18 protein-coding genes are annotated in these 21,076 nt (G+C 61.3%); 13 read left to right on the top strand and 5 right to left on the bottom strand.

What is annotated here, in order from left to right; all coding sequences use genetic code 11:
• Positions 1-9 precede the first annotated feature (9 nt).
• Genes ACV17W_RS12730 through ACV17W_RS12720 form a run of 3 tightly spaced genes read left to right on the top strand, consistent with a single transcriptional unit; the run spans position 10 to position 2,568 of the window.
• On the top strand, positions 10-1,038 hold the full coding sequence (locus tag ACV17W_RS12730) for a COX15/CtaA family protein (protein ID WP_462592693.1): 1,029 nt from the start codon (positions 10-12) through the stop codon (positions 1,036-1,038).
• Positions 1,039-1,047: 9 nt separating this feature from the next.
• Entirely contained in the window at positions 1,048-1,941 is an 894-nt protein-coding gene (gene cyoE / locus ACV17W_RS12725; RefSeq protein ID WP_462592692.1) for a heme o synthase, read from the top strand.
• A gap of 18 nt (positions 1,942-1,959) precedes the next feature.
• Positions 1,960-2,568, top strand: coding sequence for an SCO family protein (locus tag ACV17W_RS12720; protein ID WP_462592691.1), 609 nt, complete (start codon positions 1,960-1,962; stop codon positions 2,566-2,568).
• 186 nt (positions 2,569-2,754) lie between these two features.
• On the opposite strand, the gene ACV17W_RS12715 is transcribed toward ACV17W_RS12720, so the two are convergent.
• The gene (locus tag ACV17W_RS12715) at positions 2,755-2,982 is read right to left on the bottom strand and encodes a DUF3717 domain-containing protein (RefSeq protein ID WP_462592690.1); all 228 of its coding nucleotides are present in this window, start codon (positions 2,980-2,982) and stop codon (positions 2,755-2,757) included.
• 125 nt (positions 2,983-3,107) lie between these two features.
• On the opposite strand from ACV17W_RS12715, the gene ACV17W_RS12710 reads away from it, so the two are divergent.
• The 6 genes from ACV17W_RS12710 (at position 3,108) to ACV17W_RS12685 (ending at position 9,737) form a co-directional block, all read left to right on the top strand.
• Complete coding sequence (locus ACV17W_RS12710) at positions 3,108-3,737, top strand: glycine zipper 2TM domain-containing protein (RefSeq protein WP_462592689.1); 630 nt, start codon at positions 3,108-3,110, stop codon at positions 3,735-3,737.
• Positions 3,738-3,762: 25 nt separating this feature from the next.
• Positions 3,763-4,455: a PhaM family polyhydroxyalkanoate granule multifunctional regulatory protein gene (locus tag ACV17W_RS12705; RefSeq protein WP_462592688.1), complete on the top strand. Its 693-nt coding sequence runs from the start codon at positions 3,763-3,765 to the stop codon at positions 4,453-4,455.
• 60 nt (positions 4,456-4,515) lie between these two features.
• Positions 4,516-5,886 (top strand): bifunctional UDP-N-acetylglucosamine diphosphorylase/glucosamine-1-phosphate N-acetyltransferase GlmU, encoded by a 1,371-nt coding sequence (glmU, locus tag ACV17W_RS12700; RefSeq protein WP_462592687.1) that lies wholly within the window; start codon positions 4,516-4,518, stop codon positions 5,884-5,886.
• Positions 5,883-7,274: an MFS transporter gene (locus tag ACV17W_RS12695; protein WP_462592686.1), complete on the top strand. Its 1,392-nt coding sequence runs from the start codon at positions 5,883-5,885 to the stop codon at positions 7,272-7,274. Before glmU ends, ACV17W_RS12695 begins: the two co-directional genes overlap by 4 nt.
• 73 nt (positions 7,275-7,347) lie before the next feature.
• Positions 7,348-8,670: a UDP-glucose dehydrogenase family protein gene (locus tag ACV17W_RS12690; protein WP_462592685.1), complete on the top strand. Its 1,323-nt coding sequence runs from the start codon at positions 7,348-7,350 to the stop codon at positions 8,668-8,670.
• Entirely contained in the window at positions 8,667-9,737 is a 1,071-nt protein-coding gene (locus ACV17W_RS12685) for a glycosyltransferase family 4 protein (RefSeq protein WP_462592684.1), read from the top strand. The genes ACV17W_RS12690 and ACV17W_RS12685 overlap by 4 nt, the downstream gene beginning before the upstream one ends.
• Positions 9,738-10,014: 277 nt before the next feature.
• Here the strand turns inward: ACV17W_RS12685 and ACV17W_RS12680 are convergent, their stop codons facing one another.
• Positions 10,015-10,503: an Lrp/AsnC family transcriptional regulator gene (locus tag ACV17W_RS12680; protein WP_462592683.1), complete on the bottom strand. Its 489-nt coding sequence runs from the start codon at positions 10,501-10,503 to the stop codon at positions 10,015-10,017.
• Positions 10,504-10,653: 150 nt separating this feature from the next.
• Here ACV17W_RS12680 and glmS point away from each other — a divergent pair, with 150 nt between their 5' ends.
• The gene (gene glmS / locus ACV17W_RS12675) at positions 10,654-12,486 is read left to right on the top strand and encodes a glutamine--fructose-6-phosphate transaminase (isomerizing) (protein ID WP_462592682.1); all 1,833 of its coding nucleotides are present in this window, start codon (positions 10,654-10,656) and stop codon (positions 12,484-12,486) included.
• A gap of 710 nt (positions 12,487-13,196) precedes the next feature.
• Here glmS and ACV17W_RS12670 read toward each other — a convergent pair.
• From ACV17W_RS12670 to ACV17W_RS12660, 3 genes are all read right to left on the bottom strand, one after another.
• On the bottom strand, positions 13,197-14,180 hold the full coding sequence (locus ACV17W_RS12670) for a hypothetical protein (RefSeq protein ID WP_462592681.1): 984 nt from the start codon (positions 14,178-14,180) through the stop codon (positions 13,197-13,199).
• Between the two features lie 1,304 nt (positions 14,181-15,484).
• A complete protein-coding gene (locus ACV17W_RS12665; RefSeq protein ID WP_462592680.1) occupies positions 15,485-16,480 on the bottom strand; it encodes a Bug family tripartite tricarboxylate transporter substrate binding protein in 996 nt (331 codons plus the stop codon).
• Positions 16,481-16,512: 32 nt separating this feature from the next.
• Complete coding sequence (locus tag ACV17W_RS12660) at positions 16,513-17,601, bottom strand: C45 family autoproteolytic acyltransferase/hydolase (protein WP_462592679.1); 1,089 nt, start codon at positions 17,599-17,601, stop codon at positions 16,513-16,515.
• Positions 17,602-17,691: 90 nt separating this feature from the next.
• On the opposite strand from ACV17W_RS12660, the gene ACV17W_RS12655 reads away from it, so the two are divergent.
• The 3 genes from ACV17W_RS12655 (at position 17,692) to ACV17W_RS12645 (ending at position 20,552) form a co-directional block, all read left to right on the top strand.
• A complete protein-coding gene (locus ACV17W_RS12655; RefSeq protein WP_462592678.1) occupies positions 17,692-18,618 on the top strand; it encodes a LysR family transcriptional regulator in 927 nt (308 codons plus the stop codon).
• 329 nt (positions 18,619-18,947) lie between these two features.
• Positions 18,948-19,343 carry an enolase C-terminal domain-like protein gene (locus tag ACV17W_RS12650; protein WP_462596541.1) on the top strand — a complete coding sequence of 132 codons (396 nt, stop codon included), beginning with the start codon at positions 18,948-18,950 and terminating at the stop codon, positions 19,341-19,343.
• A 91-nt stretch (positions 19,344-19,434) separates the two neighbouring features.
• A protein-coding gene (locus ACV17W_RS12645) for an IS3 family transposase (RefSeq protein WP_462592677.1) occupies positions 19,435-20,552 on the top strand; the annotation gives its coding sequence in 2 pieces (ribosomal slippage) (positions 19,435-19,696 and positions 19,696-20,552; 1,119 coding nt in all).
• The last annotated feature ends 524 nt before the right edge of the window (positions 20,553-21,076 follow it).

The following is a 21,076-nucleotide window of genomic DNA, read 5'->3' as shown; positions in this document are numbered from 1 at the left end:
GTATTCATCATGGACCGCATCAAGCAACGATATCGCAGACTGGTTTTCTTCACCTGGTTCCTGACCCTGGACCTGATCATGTTCGGCGCATTTGTGCGCCTGACTGATTCGGGCCTGGGCTGCCCCGACTGGCCCGGCTGCTACGGCAGTGTCACGCCGCTGGGCGCCAGGTCCGACATCCACGAGGCTGCGCAGGCCATGCCGTTCGGGCCGGTCACCATGTCCAAAGCCTGGATCGAGATGATCCACCGCTATGTCGGCGCATTCCTGGGCATGCTCATCATCGCCATCGTCTTCATGGCCTGGCGATATCGCCGAGAACTGGGTCGTAAGCCCACGCTGGCCATCGTGACCCTGGTTGCCGTATGCGTGCAGGGTGCATTCGGTGCATGGACGGTCACTCATCGCCTGATGCCCGCCGTCGTCACGGCGCACCTGGTGTTCGGCCTGTCGCTGCTCGCGCTGATAACCTGGCTATCGGCGCGCGAACGTCCGCACTTGCCTTTGTCGCCCGAGGCATCGCGATGGCGGCCCTGGCTGGCGATCGGCATGTTGTTGTTGCTGGTGCAGATCACCCTGGGCGGGTGGGTCAGCACCAATTACGCCGCGCTGGCCTGCCTGGACTTTCCCACTTGCCATGGCGAATGGATGCCTGAAATGGATTTTCGCGGCGGCTTTTCCGTGATCCGTGGTTTGGGCGAATTGCCTTCCGGAGAGATGATTTCGCAGCATGCTTTGACGGCCATCCATTGGGTGCATCGCAACTTTGCCTTTATCGTGTTGGCGTACCTGGGCGTGCTGGCCTGGCGACTGCGCGCCGAGGCTGCGCTGCGCGGGCCCGCCACCCTGGTGCTGGCCTTGCTGGCCGCGCAGCTGTTCACCGGTCTCACCACCATCTTCTTCCAGTGGCCGTTGCTGATCGCCGTTTTGCACAATGGCGGCGCGGCGGGTCTGACGCTGGCCTGCGTCGTCATGATGGTGCGCCTGTCGACAGCCGGGTCTGCGCCGGCGACGGCGCCCATACCGCAGCACGTTTAAAATACGCTTATGACCAGTCTTGCCGCCCCCCAACCCGGAATCCTGCGCCAGTACCTGGTGCTGACGAAACCGCGCGTCACGCAGTTAGCGGTGTTCTGCGCCATTATCGGCATGTTCCTGGCCGTGCCCGGGGTGCCCGACCTCGGCCGGGTGGTATTTGGCACCATCGGCATCTGGCTGCTGGCTGCCGCCGCCTTCGCGATCAACTGCCTCATCGAACAGGAAGTCGACGCCCGCATGCTGCGTACGGCGCGGCGCGCTACCGCGCGCGGCACGATTTCCGACATGCAGGTCATCACGCTGTCTGGCCTGCTGGGCGGCACCGGCATGCTGGTGCTCTACCACCTGGTCAACCCGCTGACCATGTGGCTGACCTTCGCCACCTTCGTAGGCTACGCGGTCATCTATACGGTCATTCTGAAACCGCGCACGCCGCAGAACATCGTCATCGGCGGCCTGTCCGGCGCCATGCCGCCCGCATTGGGGTGGGCGGCGGTTGCCGACGCCGTGCCGGCCGAGGCCTGGGTGCTGGTGCTCATCATCTTCATCTGGACACCGCCCCATTTCTGGGCGCTGGCGCTCTATCGCAACCACGATTACGCCAAGTCGGGCTTGCCCATGCTGCCCGTCACGCATGGCCAGCAGTTCACCCGGCTGCACATCCTGCTGTATAGCCTGGCGCTGGTCGCCACCACGACGCTGCCGTATATCATCCGCATGAGCGGCCTGCTTTACCTGGCCAGCGCGCTGGTGCTGGGCGGCATGTTCGTCGCCTATGCGTGGGGGCTCTATCGCGAGTACAGCGACGCTCTGGCGCGCCGCCTGTTCCGTTTTTCCATCCTGTACCTGGCGCTGCTGTTCGCCGCCTTGCTGATGGACCACTGGGCCGGCCTGCTGGCCTGACCTCGGAGACCCCGCTTCATGTCCGTGTTCCATTTTTCCCGCCGTGCGTTGCTGCGCGGTGCGGCGGCGCTCGCGCTGGCCGGCATCGTGTCCGCCTGCAGCGAACCGGCCCCCAGTTTCAAGGGCAACGACATCTCGGGCACCGCGCTGGGCAAGAGCCTTGCCCTGACCGACCACAATGGCCAGGCGCGCACCCTGCAGGATTTTGCCGGCAAAGTCACCGTGGTTTTCTTCGGCTTCACGCAATGCCCCGATGTATGCCCCACGTCGCTGGCCGAGCTTTCTCAGGTCATGCAGAAGCTGGGCGATGATGCCAAGCGCGTGCAGGTCGTCATGATCACGGTCGACCCCGAACGCGATACGGGCGACGTGCTCAAGCAATATGTAACGACGTTCGATTCCGACTTTCTCGGACTGACGGGTACCCCCGACCAGATCAAGCAGGCCGCGGCGTCGTTCAAGGCCTACTACGCCAAGGTGCCCACCGACGGCGGCAAGAACTACACCATGGACCACACTGCCGCGTTCTACCTGTTCGACGACAAGGGTGAATCACGCGTGCTGGCCAGCAATACCCTGGGCGCCGACGCGCTGGCCCACGATATCAAAGCCCTGCTCGGGTCGTAACCGGCCTGCGCGCGGCGTGCCCGCGAGCGGGCGGCGTGCCCGCGAGCGGGCGGCGTTCATGCGAGTGGGGCTTTCCGGCATTTCGCGGCCCGCCGGGGCCGCACCGCGCGACAGGCGCTGCCGTGCGTGCGGGCCTTCGGCGAGACCGGCCCGCCCCCGACCTGCCCGCGCTGTATCGAGCCGCAGTCAGGTGGCGCCATGAGCGGCCCGCCATCCGCGATAGGCCTCCAGCGCCAGCGGGCTCAGCTCGGTCAGGCTGATCTCCCGCCTTTGGCTGATGATCATCAGGGCATAGGGCGTCGCCAGTGCCGCGGCCTCGGCGCACAGGCGCGACTCGTCTCCTTGCGACGGCAGGCGGTTGCGCCAATAATTGATGGCCTGTTCAAGTTCGGGTAAAGGAATCGGCTTATCCATCGGGCCATTGTCCCAGAATGCAGACCGATCACACTCGCCGGTCTTGCAAAGGGTCACGAACGCAACACGCCGATACGGCGCGCAGATGCTATACAACGGGCCGTACCGTTCATCGGGAGACAATCATGAATCAATCCGTTTCTGCATCGGGCGCACAGTCCCGTCGCGGACTGCACCCATTGATGGCTGCCGCAGCAGTGTCGGTCATCGTCCTGTGCGCCGTAGGCGTGGCGGCCCTGTTGGGCTGGCTGCCAACGCCATGGGCAGATTCCGCCAGCCACGAAGCGGCGACGACCGCGCCGCTCGAGTCCCCTCAGGCCCCGCCAGCGGCACCGCCTGCCAAGGTGGCCGCCGCATCGCCGGCAAGCACGCCGAAGCCCGCCCCCGCAGCCAAACCGGCCGCGTGCCACGATTGCGGCGTGGTGGAATCGGTACGCCCCATCCAGGTGCCTGCCCAGAACAGCGGCCATAACGTGATCGGCACGGTGGCAGGGGGCGTGGTGGGTGGCGTGGTCGGCAACCAATTCGGCGGTGGGCGTGGCAAAGATGCCCTGACCGTCCTGGGCGCCTTGGGCGGGGCTTTGGCAGGTCATGAAATCGAGCGTAATATCAAGCAGCAACAGACGGTGACGCATTACGAGATGACCGTCCGCATGAACGACGGCAGCGTGCGCAATTTCCATAGTTCCCAACCGTTCGCCTATGCGTCGGGCGACCATGTACGCATCGAAAACGGCCAAGTGCTGCCGCGCTAGTCGACGAGCGCGTCCTGGAGACTGAATGTCTGAATCCCGATCGAACTCCAACCCTTTCGTACTGCCCGGCATGGGGCAGAATGGCGACATGGCCGGCAATCCATTGCTGGCCAGCATGGAAATGATGCGCCAGGCCTGGGCAGGTGTGGCGGGGCCAGCCGGCCTGGCCCAATCGTTGCCCATGGCACCGCCCATGAGCCTCGAAGACCTCGAACGCCGTATCACCGAACTGCGCTCGGTGGAAAGCTGGCTGCGCGTGAACCTTTCCATGCTCGGCAGCGCTATACAGGGGCTCGAAGTGCAGCGCGCCACCATCGCAACCTTGCGTTCGTTCGTGGGCGGTCCGACGGCGGGTGGCGATCCATCGCCGCTCGAAATCGCGCTCGGCCTGAAACCCGCCCCTGCGTCGACCGCCACAAAGCCCCCGCCAGCCGCCGAGGCCGAATCCGCCCCCGAAGCTGAATCGGACAGCGCGGCCGCCCCGGACGAGTCCGCTCCCACGGCTGAGCAGGTCAGCCAGGCGGCGCAAACCGCATCGCAAGCCTGGTGGAACCTGCTTCAGCAGCAGTTCAACCAGCTGGCGGCGGCAACCGCCGCCACCATGCCCGAGCCGGCCGCCGCTGCTGGCGCGACCTCGCCCGAACCGTCCCGTCCCGCTCCGCGCAAGCGTGCGCCGCGCAAGCCGGCCGCCAAGCGCGGGACGTCCCGCAAGTCATAACCATCCGCCTTCCAAGCGCGGCGGACTCGCACCCGCCGCAACACGCATCCTTCCATTCCTATGCTAAACGTCGTAATTCTCGCCGCCGGACTTGGCAAACGCATGCAGTCCGATCTTCCCAAGGTTTTGCACTCGTTGGCGGGCAAACCCATGCTGGAGCATGTGCTCGACAGCGCCAAACAGCTTGAGCCGGGCCGCATCGTGGTTGTCGTGGGCCACGGCGCCGAGCGCGTACGAAGCGCCTACGCAGGGCGCTCCGACCTTAATTTCGCATTGCAGCAGCCCCAGCAGGGCACCGGCCATGCGGTGCAGCAGGCTGTGCCGCTGCTGCAGGAAGACGGCCACGATGATGTCACGCTGGTACTGTACGGCGACGTGCCGCTGGTGCAGGCCGGCACCTTGCGCCGCCTGCTGCAGGCGCGCGGGCAAGGTGCCGCCGTGCTCACCGAAATTCTCGATGACGCCACGGGCTATGGGCGCATCGTGCGCAACGAGCAGGGCCAAGTGGTGCGCATCGTCGAGCACAAAGACGCCAGCGACGCCGAACGCGCCATTCGTGAAGTGAATACGGGCATTCTGGCCGCGCCCACGGCACGCCTCAAAGACTGGCTCAGCCGCATCGACAACAACAATGCGCAGGGCGAGTACTACCTGACCGATGTGGTCGGGCTGGCCGTGGCCGACGGTGTGCCGGTGGGCGCGGCACAACCCGAAGCGGGCTGGGAAACGCTGGGCGTGAACAGCCGCGTGCAGCAGGCCGAACTTGAACGCCGGTGGCAGCTCGAGCAGGCGCGCCGCCAGCTCGAGGCCGGTGTCACCCTGGCCGACCCGGCCCGCTTCGATGTGCGTGGTACGCTCACCTGCGGCCGCGACGTCTTCATCGATGTGGGCTGCGTGTTCGAAGGCAAGGTCGAACTGGCCGATGGCGTACGCGTCGGCCCGCATTGTGTGTTGCGCGATGTCACGGTGGGCGCCGGAACGCACATCGACGCCTACAGCCATATCCAGCAGGCCGTGGTGGGGGGCGAAGCCCGCATCGGGCCGTATGCCCGCCTGCGTCCGGGCGCCAGACTGGGCGACCGTACGCATGTAGGGAATTTCGTCGAAATCAAGAACAGTGTGCTGGACGTCGACAGCAAGGCCAACCACCTCGCGTATGTCGGTGACGCCGACATCGGCGCGCGCGTCAACGTGGGCGCGGGCACCATTACCTGCAACTACGACGGCGCCAACAAGCACCGCACGATCATAGAAGACGACGCTTTCATAGGCTCGGACACCCAACTGGTCGCGCCGGTGCGCGTGGGCCAGGGCGCCACTCTGGGGGCCGGCACGACGCTCACGCGCGATGCGCCAGCGGGCAAGCTGACGATATCCCGCGCCCGGCAAACCACCATAGAGGGCTGGCAGCGTCCCCAGAAGAAATCGTGAGCGCAGAACCCAGGCCGTCGCCGGCAAGCTGCCCCCGTCCGGCACTGCCGGACGGCCTGCCGACGCCCCGGCGCCACTGGGCCGCAGCCACCGTGCTGACCGGCATCAGCATGTCGGTGCTGGACACGACCATTGCGAACGTGGCCCTGCCCACCATCGCAACCGACCTCGACGCGCTGCCGTCGCAGGCGGTATGGATCGTCAACGCCTACAACCTGGCGGTCGTGGTGCTGTTGCTGCCGCTGTCGGCGCTGGCCGAACGTATCGGCTTCAAGCGCATGTTCACAATAGGCCTGACGCTGTTCGCGCTGGCGTCGCTGTCGGGAGCGCTTTCGCAGTCGTTATGGCAGCTGACGCTGGCGCGCGTCGTACAGGGCGTGGGCGCGGCAACCCTGATGTGCATGTTCGGAGGCCTGGTGCGCAATATTTATCCGTTGCGCCTGCTGGGCCGCGGCATCAGCCTGAATGCCACCACCGTGGCGCTCATGTCGGTGCTGGGGCCCACGCTGGGGTCCATCATTCTGGAAGTCGCGCACTGGCGCTGGATCTTCGCCATCAACCTGCCGGTCTGCGTGGCGGTGATGTTCGGCCTGCGTTTCCTGCCCGAAGTGCCGCGCAACAACGTGCGCCTCGACTGGATCAGCGCTTTGTTGTGCATGGTGACGCTCGGCGTATTCATCTCCGGCGTCGATACGCTGGGCCAGAACTGGATGCGTGGCCTGGCCATGATTCTGCTGGCCAGTGTCGCCGGCTGGCTGCTGGTGCGCCGCGCCGGCCGGCAACCGGCGCCGCTGGTTCCTGTCGACCTGCTGCGCATCCGCGCGGTGGGCTTCGCGGTTGCGGCATCGGCCAGCATGTTCGCGGCACAGATGGCTTCCTATGTATCGCTGCCGTTCTACTTCCAGCAGGTGCTGGGGCGGTCATACCTGGAAGTCGGCTTGTTGATGGGCGCCTGGCCCGTCGGAACCGCGCTGGTCGCACCCCTGGCGGGGCGACTATCCGACCGCTATTCGGCCGCCACGCTCAGCGGCGTCGGGGCGGCCACCATGGCCATCGGCCTGGTGATACTGGCTTTCCTGCCCCTGAACGTGACCAATACCTGGATCATGGTGCCCATGTTCATCACCGGCATGGGATTCGGGTTCTTCCAGACGCCGAACAACCGCGCCATGCTATCGTCCGCGCCGCGCCAGCGCAGCGGCGCCGCAGGCGGGCTGCAGGCCACCACGCGAGTATTCGGCCAGAGCTTCGGCACGGCACTGGTTGCGATCGCCTTTGGCGTCAGCAGCCGCTCGGGCCCCACCGCCGCTTTGGGGCTTGCCACCGTTTGCGCCACCATCGCCGTCGCCGTCAACGCCGTGCGGCTGAACAAATTGCGTGCCAGTTGACGCCTAAATCGCGCCTTGACCGCAAGGCGCGCCCACTATAATGCGGCCGAATAGACCCCTATAGGCATTGCGCATGAAAATCACGGTAATCGGCACGGGCTACGTGGGCTTGGTTTCGGGCGCCTGCCTGGCCGACATGGGCAACGAAGTCATGTGCCTGGACGTAGACGCGGCGAAGATCCAGGTGCTGCAACAGGGCGGCATTCCCATCTACGAGCCCGGACTGGAAGAGCTGGTCCAGCGCAATGCACAGGCGGGCCGCCTGCAATTCACCACCGATATCGCGGCCAGCGTCGCGTTCGGCGATGTCCAGTTCATCGCGGTGGGCACGCCGCCGGGCGAAGATGGTTCTGCCGACCTGCAGCACGTGCTGTCCGCTGCACGCAACATTGCGCGCCACATGAGCGAGCACAAGGTGGTCGTCGACAAGTCCACCGTGCCTGTCGGCACGGCCGACAAGGTCCGCGACGCCATGGCCGCCGTGCTGGCCGAACGCGGCGCCGATATCCCCTTCAGCGTCGCCTCGAACCCCGAATTCCTCAAAGAAGGCGCCGCCATCAAAGATTTCATGAGCCCCGACCGAATCATTGTCGGAGCTGACGACGACTACACCATAGGCGTCATGCGCCGCCTGTACGCGCCGTTCCAACGCACGCACGAGCGGCTCATGGTCATGGATGTCCGGTCGGCCGAACTGACCAAGTACGCTGCCAACGCCATGCTGGCCACACGCATCTCGTTCATGAATGAAATGGCTAACCTGGCTGAAGCCCTGGGTGCCGACATCGAACATGTGCGCCGTGGCATAGGCGCCGACCCGCGCATCGGCTATCACTTCCTGTATCCGGGAGTCGGATACGGCGGCTCGTGCTTTCCCAAAGATGTACAGGCGCTGGTGCAGACCGCCACCGAGTATGGCCTGCCCATGCGCGTGGTGGCTGCCGCTGAAACGGCCAACAACGCGCAGAAGCTGCGCCTTTCGCAGAAGATTGTCAGGCGTTTCGGCGAAGACCTTGCGGGCCGCACCTTCGCTCTGTGGGGCCTGGCATTCAAGCCCAATACCGACGACATGCGCGAGGCCCCCAGCCTTACCACTATCGAAGAGCTCACCCGGCGTGGCGCACGGGTACGCGCTTACGACCCCATCGCCATGCCCCATTCGCGCCAGTTGCTGGCTCACAATACGGCCGTGGATTTCGCCGAAGACATGTACCAGGCGCTCGACGGCGCCGATGCCTTGCTCATCGCAACCGAATGGCAGGTGTTCCGCGCGCCGAATCTTGAGCGCGTCCGCGCCTTGCTGAAAGCCCCCCTGATCATCGACGGCCGCAATCTGTATTCCCCCACCGACATGCGCGCCCTGGGTTTCGAATACCAAGGCATCGGTCGCTCATGAAAATTCTGCAGCTCAACTTCGAGAAGGGCTGGCGCGGCGGCGAGCGCCAGACGCTGTACTGCATGCGCGCCTTCCGGGCCGCCGGTCATCAGGTTGAGTTGGTGTGCCGAGCCGGCGCGCCCCTGCAGGCGCGCGCCGGAGACGAGGGTTTCGTGGCGCACGGTGTCCGCAACGTGCCGGCTCAGTTGGGCTTCCTGGCGCGGGCCGGGCGCGGCTACGACATCATCCATGCCCAGACCGCAAACACCATCACGTGGGCCGTGCTGACCAAGGCGCTGCATCGCCGCCCAGTGGTGTTTTCACGGCGCACTTCATTCGTAGTGCAGCCAGGCGAAGAATGGAAAACCGGCGCCAAGTGGCGCCGGGTCGATGGGTTTGTTGCCATCAGCGAAATGGCTGCCGCTGAGCCGCGACGCCTGGGCCTGGAGCCTTTCATCATACGGAGCGCCGTCGAACCTCACGAAATCGACCGATCCAATGTGGATCGCCTGGTCGACGAACTGGGCTTGCGAGGCAAGAAGGTGCTGGCTACGTCGGCCGCACTGATACGCGACAAAGATCCCCTGACACTGATCCGCGCCGTGGCCGAGTTGGCGCGTACAAGGAACGACTTCGTGTTCGTGCATTTCGGCGCCGGGGGTGACCGCGAAGCCGAATCCCGCGCCGAAGTCCAGGCGCTGGGCCTGCAGGACGTGTATCTGTTTGCGGGATTTCGCAAAGGCATCGAAGACTTCTACAGCATCTTTGACGTTTTCGTCATGAGCTCGATGGAAGAGGCCTTGGGCAGCAGCGTGCTCGATGCGTTCTTGCAGCGCGTGCCCGTGGTCTCGACTGATGCCGGCGGCTTGAAGGAAAGCCTGGCAGACGGGCGCGGCGTGCTTTGCGCGGTAGGCGACGTGCATGCCATGGCGCAAGGCATGGCGCGGTGTCTCGACGACGCGGCCTTTAGAGATGAATGCACCCGCCGCGCCTACGAGTATGTGCGTACCGAACACGACGTCACCGAAATGGGGCGTCGCTACCTGGCAATATTCGATCGTTTGCTCGCGGCCGGTCGCAAACCCTGACGCGCGCCGGCGAAATCGTTGGTGGCCATCTTTGTCGGGCGAGCGTCAAAGCCGGCTTTCCACAGGTCACGTAGGAAGATCGCCGTTGCCCGACGTCGTGGTCGCGGGCCAATTGACAGCAGCGTCGCGGCACCGTTTGCCGCCCAGGGCTTGCCCGTGATCTTGGTCGGCCCTGCCTCGCCCCGCGCCGCCAGCGTGCTCGAGACCGCATTTGGCAAGAGCCAGGCCGTCGCAGGCATGTCGCAGGCGCCGGGAAAGCACCGACTTCAATGTGGGCCTATGCCGCCACATCGATGCGCGTCTCGAACTTGGCCCGATGCGTCGAGAAAAAGGTGCGTACGTTGCGCACGTTTGCCTTGGCGGTAAACACGCGATGCGCCAGTGCATGATAGGCCGGCATGTCGCGCACCTGCGCCACCACCACGAAATCCGGTCCCGGCGATACCCGGTAACACTGCAGCACCGCGGGTTCGTCCAGCAAGCTGTGTTCGAATTCATCCAGGCGCTCAGCGGCCTGCACGTCCAGCGTGATCTCGACAATGGCGGTCAAGGTGCTGCCCAGTTTCTCCGGCGCCAGGATCGCCACCTGGCGCGCGATCACACCCGTATCCACCAAACGGCGCACACGCCTCAGGCAAGTGGGGGGCGACGCGTGTACCCGCGCGGCGAGTTCCTGATTGGTCAACGAACTGTCGTCCTGAAGCTGGTCCAGAATGCGCCGGTCGAGATCATCCAGCTCAATCGCAATTTGCGGGTTTTCGTGCACGTAAATTTCACTAATCTGAATTTCAGGAAATAATATTTAATCACGTTCCTGTAAGAAAAACATCTTTCACAACTAGGGCAAATCAGAAATCAAATTTCACGCCATCCAGCGCACAATGCGGCCATACGCAAAATCATCGGAGATTGCCTTATGTGCGGCATTGTTGGCGCCGTCGCCCAGCGCGACATCACCCCCATCCTGGTCGAAGGCCTGAAGCGACTGGAGTATCGCGGCTATGACTCCTGCGGCGTCGCGCTGTATGTAGATGGACACCTGCGCCGTACGCGCAGCACGCAGCGGGTAGCCGAACTGGCCGACCAGGTCGCGCAAGACAAGCTCGAAGGCTACACCGGCATCGCGCATACCCGTTGGGCCACGCACGGCGTGCCCGCCACGCACAACGCCCACCCGCACTTCTCGCAGCAGGGCAAAGACGAACCCCGCGTTGCGCTGGTGCACAACGGCATCATCGAGAACCACGATGAGCTGCGGGCCGAACTGCAAGAAGTGGGCTACGTCTTCGAAAGCCAGACCGACACCGAAGTCATCGCCCACCTGGTCAATCACCTGTACAGCGGCGACCTTCTTGAAGCTGTGCAGCAGGCGGTGCGCCGGCTGCAGGGCGCATACGCCATTGCCGTGTTCTGCCGCGACGAACCGCATCGCGTGGTGGGCGCCCGGCAGGGTTCACCACTGGTCGTGGGCGTGGGACAGAACGAAAACTTCCTGGCGTCTGATGCACTGGCGCTGGCCGGCACCACCGACCAGATCATCTATCTGGAAGATGGCGACGTGGTCGATCTGCAGCTGGCCCGCGTATGGATTACCGACACGGAAGGCAAGCCCGTCGAACGCAAAGTGCACACTGTCCATGTACACACCGGCGCGGCCGAGCTCGGGCCCTATCGCCACTATATGCAGAAGGAAATCTTCGAACAGCCGCGCGCGGTGGGCGATACGCTGCAAGACATCGAATCGATCACGCCCGAGTTGTTCGGCGATGGCGCGCACAAGATATTCACGGACATCGATTCGGTGCTGATCCTGGCGTGCGGCACAAGTTCCTACGCGGGTCTTACTGCCAAATACTGGATCGAATCCATAGCGAAAATTCCCGTGGCCGTTGAAATCGCCAGCGAGTACCGCTATCGCGAGAGCGTGCCCAATCCGCGCACCCTGGTGGTCACGATCTCCCAGTCGGGCGAAACCGCCGACACGCTGGCCGCATTAAAGCATGCACGCTCATTGGGCATGGAGAACACGCTCACGATCTGCAACGTGGCCACCAGCGCCATGGTCCGCGAATGCAAGCTCGCGTACATCACGCGCGCGGGCGTCGAGATCGGCGTGGCATCCACCAAGGCCTTCACCACGCAGCTCACAGCGCTGTTCCTGCTGACGCTGGCGCTGGCGCAAGTGCGCGGCCGGCTTACCGAAGAACAGGAAGCCGAACACCTGAAGGCGCTGCGTCACCTGCCCGTCGCCATCGGTTCGGTGCTGGCGCTGGAACCGCAGATCATGGCCTGGGCCGATCGCTTCGCCAGCAAAGAGAATGCGCTGTTCCTGGGCCGCGGCATGCACTACCCCATCGCGCTTGAAGGCGCGCTGAAGCTCAAGGAAATCAGCTACATCCACGCCGAGGCGTATCCGGCGGGCGAGCTCAAGCACGGCCCGCTCGCGCTGGTGACCGAACAAATGCCGGTGGTCACCATCGCCCCCAAAGACTCGCTGCTGGAAAAGCTCAAGTCGAATATGCAGGAAGTGCGCGCGCGGGGCGGCGAACTCTATGTGTTCGCCGATGCCGACAGCCGCATCACCAACGCCGAAGGCATGCACGTCATACGCATGCCCGAGCATTACGGCGTGCTGTCACCGATTCTGCATACGATCCCGCTGCAGCTGCTGTCGTATCACACTGCCTGCGCACGAGGCACCGACGTCGACAAGCCGCGCAACCTGGCCAAGAGTGTGACGGTGGAATAGCAGAAGCGCGCGGGCGCCGGCCCTGAAGAGAGAGAATAAAGTCTGTCGGAGAATAATAAAGTCAGTCGACGCTAATTGCGGCTAACTTCTCCTATTTTCTGCAAAATTACGAAAATGTCGGTTTTGCGCATTTTTGGGTCACTAGTTACGGGATGGCCGTCTCGCTCGCGTGTCGCGTTCTATAGATTTTTGGCTCAGTCCCGCAGCGACCAGTGGAAATAGGAGATCGCATTCCGGCCTCATCACGTCATGTCCCGACGCTTCAGAAAAGTCGCTCGGGTTGAGTTCAGAAATCGAACTATGGGCCCGAGCTCTCTTTCGTATCAGACGGACGTAACGCTCAATTCGGTTGCGGCGAGCACTGGCATGGCTTGGAGAGGTAGCCGAACTCGCTTCGGATCGTGCGAAAGTAGCCGTTGCCGCTTCTCTAGAAGACAGGGGGTGCAATGCACCGCCGCAGCTGTGGCCATACGGGCGAATTGCAGTCACTGCGTGGGTGGGGCATTGCAAGTCGTTGCGATAGGCACCTTAAGCTTAGGCGACGGATCTTCGCGTGTATCCGGACGTGGCCTTCGACTACGGCCGCTTTCGACCCAAGGCGGCCATTGGGTGACCGGCTTACATGCAGCACCCCGAGCGCATGGCGCGTATCGTTTAGTCAGCCCACCGCGCGTCTTTCAGCCAGTTTGTTGGCAAAAGATGGGGGAGCGTCAGACGGCCGGTGTCACGAAGTCGTCCCGCATCCTGAACGCAGCGGAAGAACCGCTTTCGACAAGAACATCGAGCACATACAGGATCGCCTCGCGCAGGGCTGGATCGCGCTTGAGTTCCAGCGGCCGTGCGTATACATGTCGCTGGAGAAGAGCTTCGAGCATGAAGACGGTGTTGGACTCGAGCAGCATGTCGGGGGGGGCTCGCCTGAGCGCGTTCGTGATGCGCACGAACGCTGCGGGCATGGAACGCTCGCCGATGTGGTAGAGGAAGCGGACGTAGCTGTCCAGCACGATCCAGACAGGCGGCAGCGCATCGAAGAGCGCATCGACCTTGTTGGCGTAGCCTTCAAGGCTTCGCCAGTGACGGACGTCGTCCTTCCACCACGAGGTCAGGAAGATCGTCGAGAGCACCTCACTGCCGTGCGGATGTTCCCCGTCCAGATGCGCGAGCCACTTGGCACGCTTTACCCGTTCTGCAAACATGCTCCATAGGAACCAATAATGCGGCGTATTAGGGTTGCTGTCCTCGCTGCTTGTGAACCCCTGGATGACGTTGTGGACCTCGCGCGGATGCTGGTCAACTGCTTCAAGGATAGGCTCAAGGACATGCTCGGAATCGGCATCGGACGCACGCATTACAAATTGCTGAATGCGGTTGGATATGACCTGTTCCCTTTCAAAATTCCTGTCGCGCCGGTCGGAAGAACGATCGTACTCACGGTTCCAGCACTCCACGAGGTCTTTGCTAGCGCGCCTGTGTGCGGCCACGGCTAGAGGCTCGTTGGGAATCTGGCCTAGGATCGCGAGGACCTTCGCGTGCGCCTCGGCGCCGAATGCCTCGGTGATGTCGAACCTAACGTGCGCAGCTTCGGCGATTTCCCCTTCGGTCCAGAACCGCCCGCGAACGTCTGCAGCCGCGGCAGCGGAGATCCTGTTCGGCGCGCGCCGCTTGTTGTAACGCTTCTTCTCCTCGGCGTTCAAGCAGCGGTCGGCAAGCGCAGCTTCGGTTGCGATGGCATTGACGGTGCGCAGGGAAAGAGCGGGATTCGCGGCCCATGATCAAGAGAATGGGCTATGACGACTCAGAGATCGCCCTGACAGCCCTTTACCGTGCGTTCCAGGAAGGGCCCATCTGTGGCGGAACCAAGGAATAGAACTCCTAGCTCGTAGAGAGGAAGATACTGAAGAACTGCGCCGCTGCTATGGTCGCTTTAGTCGCCCTCATGGAATCTGCGGGTGCCGACGAACGGATCTCTTTGGAGACGGTGAACGACTAACGTCAGGATGTGCGACCACCCGTTGGGTACGGGGATGAGCGACGCGTGTGCCGTTTATCTCGACAAGGCCCTACAGGAGGCGAAGACGGCGCGGTAGGCTTTCTCTCTCTAGCGGCCTATCTCTCTCTCGCGAGGTGGTCATCCTCTCTCCCGGTATTCCTTCAGATGATGCGGTTCTGCCGCTTTCTCTCCGTCTCGGGGATGAGGTGCTCCGAGATTGACCAGCGACGGCCGGGCAGGCAAAAGAATCCTTGGTCCGGGGGAACCAGCGGGAGTCCGAATTTCTCGACCGCTCCCTCACGCGTCCAGCTCTTGTGGTGCATGCGAGTGAGCTCGGCGTAGAACCACGCAGACCGTCGGCCGCCCTCCTTGGAAGACATAGATTAGGCAATAGTGATGCCAAGTTTCGTTTCGGCAACTCCAAGATCGAGGCTTTTTTAAAATCTGCCAAGGACGTATAGCGACTCTCCAGCTAACGATTCCCGAAAACTATCCTGACGAACGGCGTCGGGCGCGACTAATTAGTGACCAAGAAGGCGCCATGCTCAAGAGTGACAGGCCCTATCAATTCGACGAAGATGTCCTTCCGGATGAGCCCTGGCGAGGCCCGGTCGCATGGCTCCAAAACCACAGGCATTTTGGGACGAACTCACGCTTCCTTACCTTACCCTGAGCGACCGGGACAAAAACGCGGCTGCACGTAAAAAATACCCCTCAGCCGATTCTGGCCGAGGGGCTAAGGGACTCCCATGCCTGGTGTTCTTTCAACTATTGGCTAGTGGTGCGAGCCACCTCTCATTGGGCGTAGACAGCCTCGAACGCTATCTGCTTGACCGCGCTTTCCAAAGAAGAGAAGCGCGTGCCTTTGGGACAGATCCCCGCGTTGCACTACTTCGTCCAACGCCGGTGCTGCATGTAGTCGAAAATCTCCTTTACTGCACACCTCCCCGTTCTTTGACTAACTGCACCAATCGGTAGAAGCTCGCCTCGCTTGCTCAAAGGCGCGCCTTAATTCGAATTGGTCGACGTGGCGGCTTTCTCGATCATACTCTTGTAGTACGCAATATCCTTGGGCAATTCGCCAGCGAGATAAGCGGCATCGCGTTGGGATTCGCGGGGCATGAACACACCAGCAGCGTCGTACCTGGCCAGCAATTCTTTGTCTTGAAGTGAGTTTTTCAAAGCGAGTTCGAGCGTCTCGAGCTCTTGCGCTGGAACTCCCTTGGGCGCGAAGAGCGCGATCCAGGAATTCATACTGAAATCTGGCAGATTGGCTTCATTTGCAGAGGGGGCTTCCGGCAGTGAGGGAGCCCGCTCTTCACCTGCGACGATTAGCGCTTTGACGCGGCCGCTTTGTACGTGTGGTGCAGCTGAGGTTGAGGAATCGCAGACGCCGTCGATCTGACCGCCAAGCATGTCGTTCATTGCGGGGGCAGCTCCCCTGTAGGCGACCAGGGTGACGTCGATGTCGGCAGCCTCAAGGAATGCCAGACAGATCAAGTAGTTTGACGAGCCGATGCCCGCGTGCCCCAGCGTGATTTTTCCTGGTTCGGCTTTCGCGGCCTCGATCAGATTATCGATATTTTGGTACGGGCTGTCTGATTTGACAGCAATAGTAGAAAAGCTCTTTGACAACACGCCAAGCGGTGTGAAGTCCGCTGCAGAGAACTTAACGTCTGGATACAGCGAGTACACGGCGGCGTTGGTTCCATTGTTGCCCACGCCGATGGTATATCCATCGGACTTTGACCTAGCGAGCTTGGAAAGGCCGATGGTTCCGCCCGCGCCAGGCACGTTCTCGACCACGATGCTTTGCTTTAGGTGAGCGCCAAGGCGTTCGGCAACGATCCGCGCCGTGATGTCGGCAGCTCCACCTGCCGCGAAGGGTACGATCATCGTGACCGGCTTAGACGGAAATGTGTCCGATGCTGCGACCGGCGCCGTCTGCATCAGGCCGAGGGCTGCGACGGTTATCGAAAGCGCGTAACTGCGTATGCTCGACATACTGGTGTTGTCTCCATGAAGAGTGCTTAGGGTTAGATGGTGTACGGAACGTAGTCGGCTGCCTTGTACGGCGTGCGTGCCACTTCCATCACGCCGTCTTGCGGACGCATGATGATTGAAGCGGTCGTTGCTACTAGATCGCCGAACGAATTATGTCGTTCCGGTCTGCAAAGCGAGTAAGGCGAGTCGAACGTGTCGGCGAAACACGCTTTGAGCTGTTCGGTTCCAATCTTTGCGCCGGCGTTGTAGACCAATTGCTTCATCCGCCATTGCCGCATGACGCTGTCGGTCATGGTGGAAAGCCCAGTGTCTTTAAGCTTTGCGAGCGCTGCCCCGTTAATCCAATGATTCGCATGGACGGTGGCACCATTCTCCGGATACGCGACGAACGATTCATCCGGGGCGCATTCAATATTGACTGCGAACCCTTCTTGAGTGCCTAGCAAGATGTTGCACGAGCAGGTCTTCGGCGTGCCAACAATGATCTGCAAGGCTGGGGTGAAGTGTCGCTGCTCTAACGCTTTTCGTCTAATGAGGCTTAGCGGCACACCTGTTTGAAGGTAATCCCGATCTGACTCCAATCCGTTGGCATTCAAGCAGATGCCATTGGCATTCATGCCGTAACGCGCCAGGCCTCCAGCCTCGACAAAGGTGAGGAGCCGAAAACCGTCTGGCAGCCGTACCTTTAGGATAACCACGGTGTCGGCGCAGGCAACGCGGTTGTCCCAATTCTGCCCCTGTATATATTTGCCATCTGCTGAGCGTTCTGGCAGCACGGCCACGCTTGTACATTCATCGGCCGGCGCCGCAGTTGGCCTGCGTGTGAGACCAACGATCTCTGTTCGGGCGTTGATCAGCAGAATCTCTTCGTAAGTGACGCCGGCTCCTTGGGCGATGCCCTTCATTTCATCGACATAGTCCGGATCAAACTTAATGATCAAGTCGTGGACTTCACCCAGCGTTTGTTCGAGCCGACCGCTTTTACCCATCGGCCTCGTCGCCGCGGCATAGATCTGAACGCTACGTACTATTCGTTCTGCTGCCGCTTCGCCATACATAAGGCCCCGCTCAAAAGGTCGGCCAGATATTTCAATTAACGGAAAACGGTCAATGTCGGGCATACGTTGCTCCTCTAATGGCCTGCATTGTGTAGCTCGACGAACACATAGTAAAGTTAAATTGTTTTTAGATATTCTTAAGTAAAATTTAAAATGAGCTCAATTCGGGTGCTGAGAACGTTGCTGGCCCTCACACGCCATGGCACTATTACTGCCACGGCCGAGGCCGTAGCATTGACGCCTGCGGCGGTGAGCCAGCAGATGGCTCAGCTCGAGGCCGACCTGGGGCAGTCCATCTTCGACCGCCGAGGCAAAGCCGTGCGCTTGAACGCCAATGGTCATCGCGTGGTGGAGGGGGCTAGTCAGATCGTTCGGATCTATGAAACCCTGCAGACCCAGGCTTGTGGGGCCGGAGAGCTTTCAGGGAGGATCAGGCTGGGGTCGATTGCTACCGCGATGGCGCCGCTGACTCAGGCAATTCTCACTTTACAAGCCAATTACCCGCGGATAGACGTCAAGCCGGTTGTCAGCTTCTCAGACGATCTGCTTAGCAAGGTTGCATCTGGGGAATTGGACGCTGCACTTTCGCCGCAGTTGCTTTCCGGCACGCCTTCTGGCGTGACCTGGACCCCACTGTATAAAGAGCCATTGGTCTTTATAGCCAATCGCGCATCAAGCAAGAGCCGCTCGATGGGTGCCCTGTGCAGCGAACGGTGTTTCTTCAAAATGCCGTCGAACAACCAGACGGGTGCCGCAATCGACCGAATAATTAAGACGCGGCGATTGAAGTTGAAACAGATTTTCGAGATGAATTCCATCAGGACCATGATAGAACTCGTCGAGCAGGACGTTGGAATCGCCATCGTGCCTTTGCCGTTGGGTTCCCGCTACCATTTGTCGAAACTTCTGCGCATCGATACTTTCGAAGGCGTCGCGGCTTCCAGGTCCATAGGCTTGTTCGAGAACGACGAGGCATTGCGCTTGACCAGTCTGCTGCGGGATCTGCTGTTGGCCAGATTAAGCGACCCAGACGGCGTACTAGCCTCACCGATGATAATGCCTCCTCAGTGGTCAGCCTGAAGTTCGAAACCGCGGATCCGAAAGCGGCGAAATTACGAATTTTCCGCCGTCTATCATCCACTAGTGGCTCGAAGGCTCAGATCTGCGCACGCCCGTTTCCGATCGGGTCTCGCAGCGAACGGACCACTCGTTCTATCGGCTTACTGCGCGTTGCGCGCGTTGTTGCTCATTCAAAGCAGAAAGGCTATGGCTCCTAAGCCCGTACGCTAAGCACCTGTTGGTTGATATTCAGTTCGTTACTGATCAGCGTCTCTGACGCCGTGGACAATGGCAGCACTGTCACTCAGCAAGCGCCCCGTGGCCTGCAATGCGTGCGTAGCGTGGTCTTGGTGGAAAGCTTCTCGAGCAGCGTGCGGCCCGCAAATGGCACCTGCATGGCGCCGCCACTAACATCTAGCGTGATGGTTCTTCGTCTTGTGGGCGGATCCGGTGCCACAGATCGCGACGTTGAAGAAGTGCTCGACCTGTGTCAACTCGGTTATCGCGCGTTCAAGCTGAAAGTCGGTGTGGGATCTGTAGAAGTGGATATTCAAACCATCAAGACGATGAGGCGTCCTCTTGGTGATGACGTACTTATCGGAGCCGATGCAAATATGGGCCGGGACTACGATACGGCCGATAGGCTCCTGACGGCCGTCCGCCAGTACGATCTCGCCTTCCTAGAGCAACCGTTTGCGGTAGACGATGTCGAGCTATGCGCGCGGCTACTGGCTGAACCGCTGTAATCTAGCGATCGACGAGTCCATGCGTAGGATCCCCCTCAGAGTAGACGTCAGCCAGTAGAATTTCGGAGCCTCCTTTCCATCGGAGACTCCCTTGAAGAAAAGCAGATTTACCGAAAGCCAGATCGTTGCGGTGCTCAAAGAAGGCGAAGCCGGCATCCCGGTCGTCGAGTTGTGCCGCAAGCACGGCATCAGCAGCGCCACGTACTACCAGTGGAAGAGCAAATACTCGGGCGTGCAGGTGTCCGAGTTGCAGCGCCTGCGTGAGCTTGAAGCGGAGAACGCCAAGCTCAAACGCATGTACGCGGATCTGGCCCTGGAGAACTCAGCGATCAAGGATGTGCTGAACCGAAAATCCTGACGCCGTCAGCCAGGCGCGGGGTCGTCGAGCAGTTGGTGGAATCGAAGCTCTCGATCACACGTGCCTGTCAGATTGCTGGCCTGTCGCGGGCGGCGTACTACAAGAGGCCAACTCCGGCAGAGCAGCGCGATGCCGAGGTCATTGATGCGCTCAATGCCATCGTGACCCGGCATGGGCGTTGGGGATTCTGGAAGTGCTTCACACGGCTGCGGCTCGATGGCCATTGCTGGAACAAAAAGCGGGTTCACCGGGTGTACTGCGAGATGGGATTGAATTTGCCTCGACGCTGCAAGAAACGGCTGACTGACCGGCCCCGTCAGCCGCTGGACCATTTCCTGGAGCCAAATCGCTGCTGGGCATTAGATTTCATGCATGATGCCTTGTACTGTGGCCGACGCTTCCGGACGTTGAACGTGATCGACGAGGCCAACCGGGAGTGCCTGGCCATCGAGGTAGGCACATCCATCCCGTCGGCACGCCTGATCCGTGTGCTCAACCGCCTGATCAATTGCTATGGGGCTCCTGAGGCCATACGGCTGGACAACGGGCCGGAGATGGTCTCGCTGGCGTTCACCGAATGGGCTGCTGCCAGAGGCATCGCCGTGCGTTATATCCAGCCCGGAAAACCGAATCAGAATGCGTTCATCGAGCGCTTCAACAAGACGTATCGCACTGAGGTGCTCGACGCTCATCTGTTCGCTAATCTGCAGCAGGTGCAGGCCATCACCGAACAATGGCTAATCGATTACAACGAATACCGCCCACATGAATCACTGGGCGACGTCCCGCCGGTGCAGTTTATGCCTCGGCTAACCCTTGCTCCGAATCTCTATCAGCCGTCGTCTACTTGACGGGGGACCCTACGCATGCATCACCTGGGCGATATGCTCGTTCATCAGCGGGCAGGTGCCATCAGAGGCGTTGGATTGAAAAGTATCAAGCTCGGCGGTCCGGTGACTTTGTTGGAGGCGGGGTGCCAAGCCTAAGCATGGCCTTTCGGTGAACCTGGCGATGATGATGGAGTCGCCAGTGGCCACTGCCGCAATGATACATACAGCATGTCCGAGCGCTCAGGGTGGCGTTGCCGCGCTCCCATCCGGACTAGGTTGGGGCGCAGTGCCAAAATTTCAGGTCGATTTTCTCGGACGAAGCTGGAACGGGCTATGCGTATCATGCGTCGACAGAGTTTTGTTTAAAACAAAAACGGGAACACATCTGAAATGGATAGTTCGACAGAGTTCGAAGCACGTTTTAAAAACCCACCCCCGAACGCCGAGTTCGACGAACTTTATTCTTGATTTTCAGCCCTGACTTTCTATCTGTACAAAAAAGACCGCCCCTTTGGGTGGTCTTTTTTTTGCGTGCTCGGGACTAC

The sequence above is a fragment of the Bordetella sp. MIP270_01_BMS genome (assembly GCF_054958705.1).
Note: the sequence above shows the minus strand (reverse complement) of the source record. Positions and strands in the feature narration are given on the sequence as shown.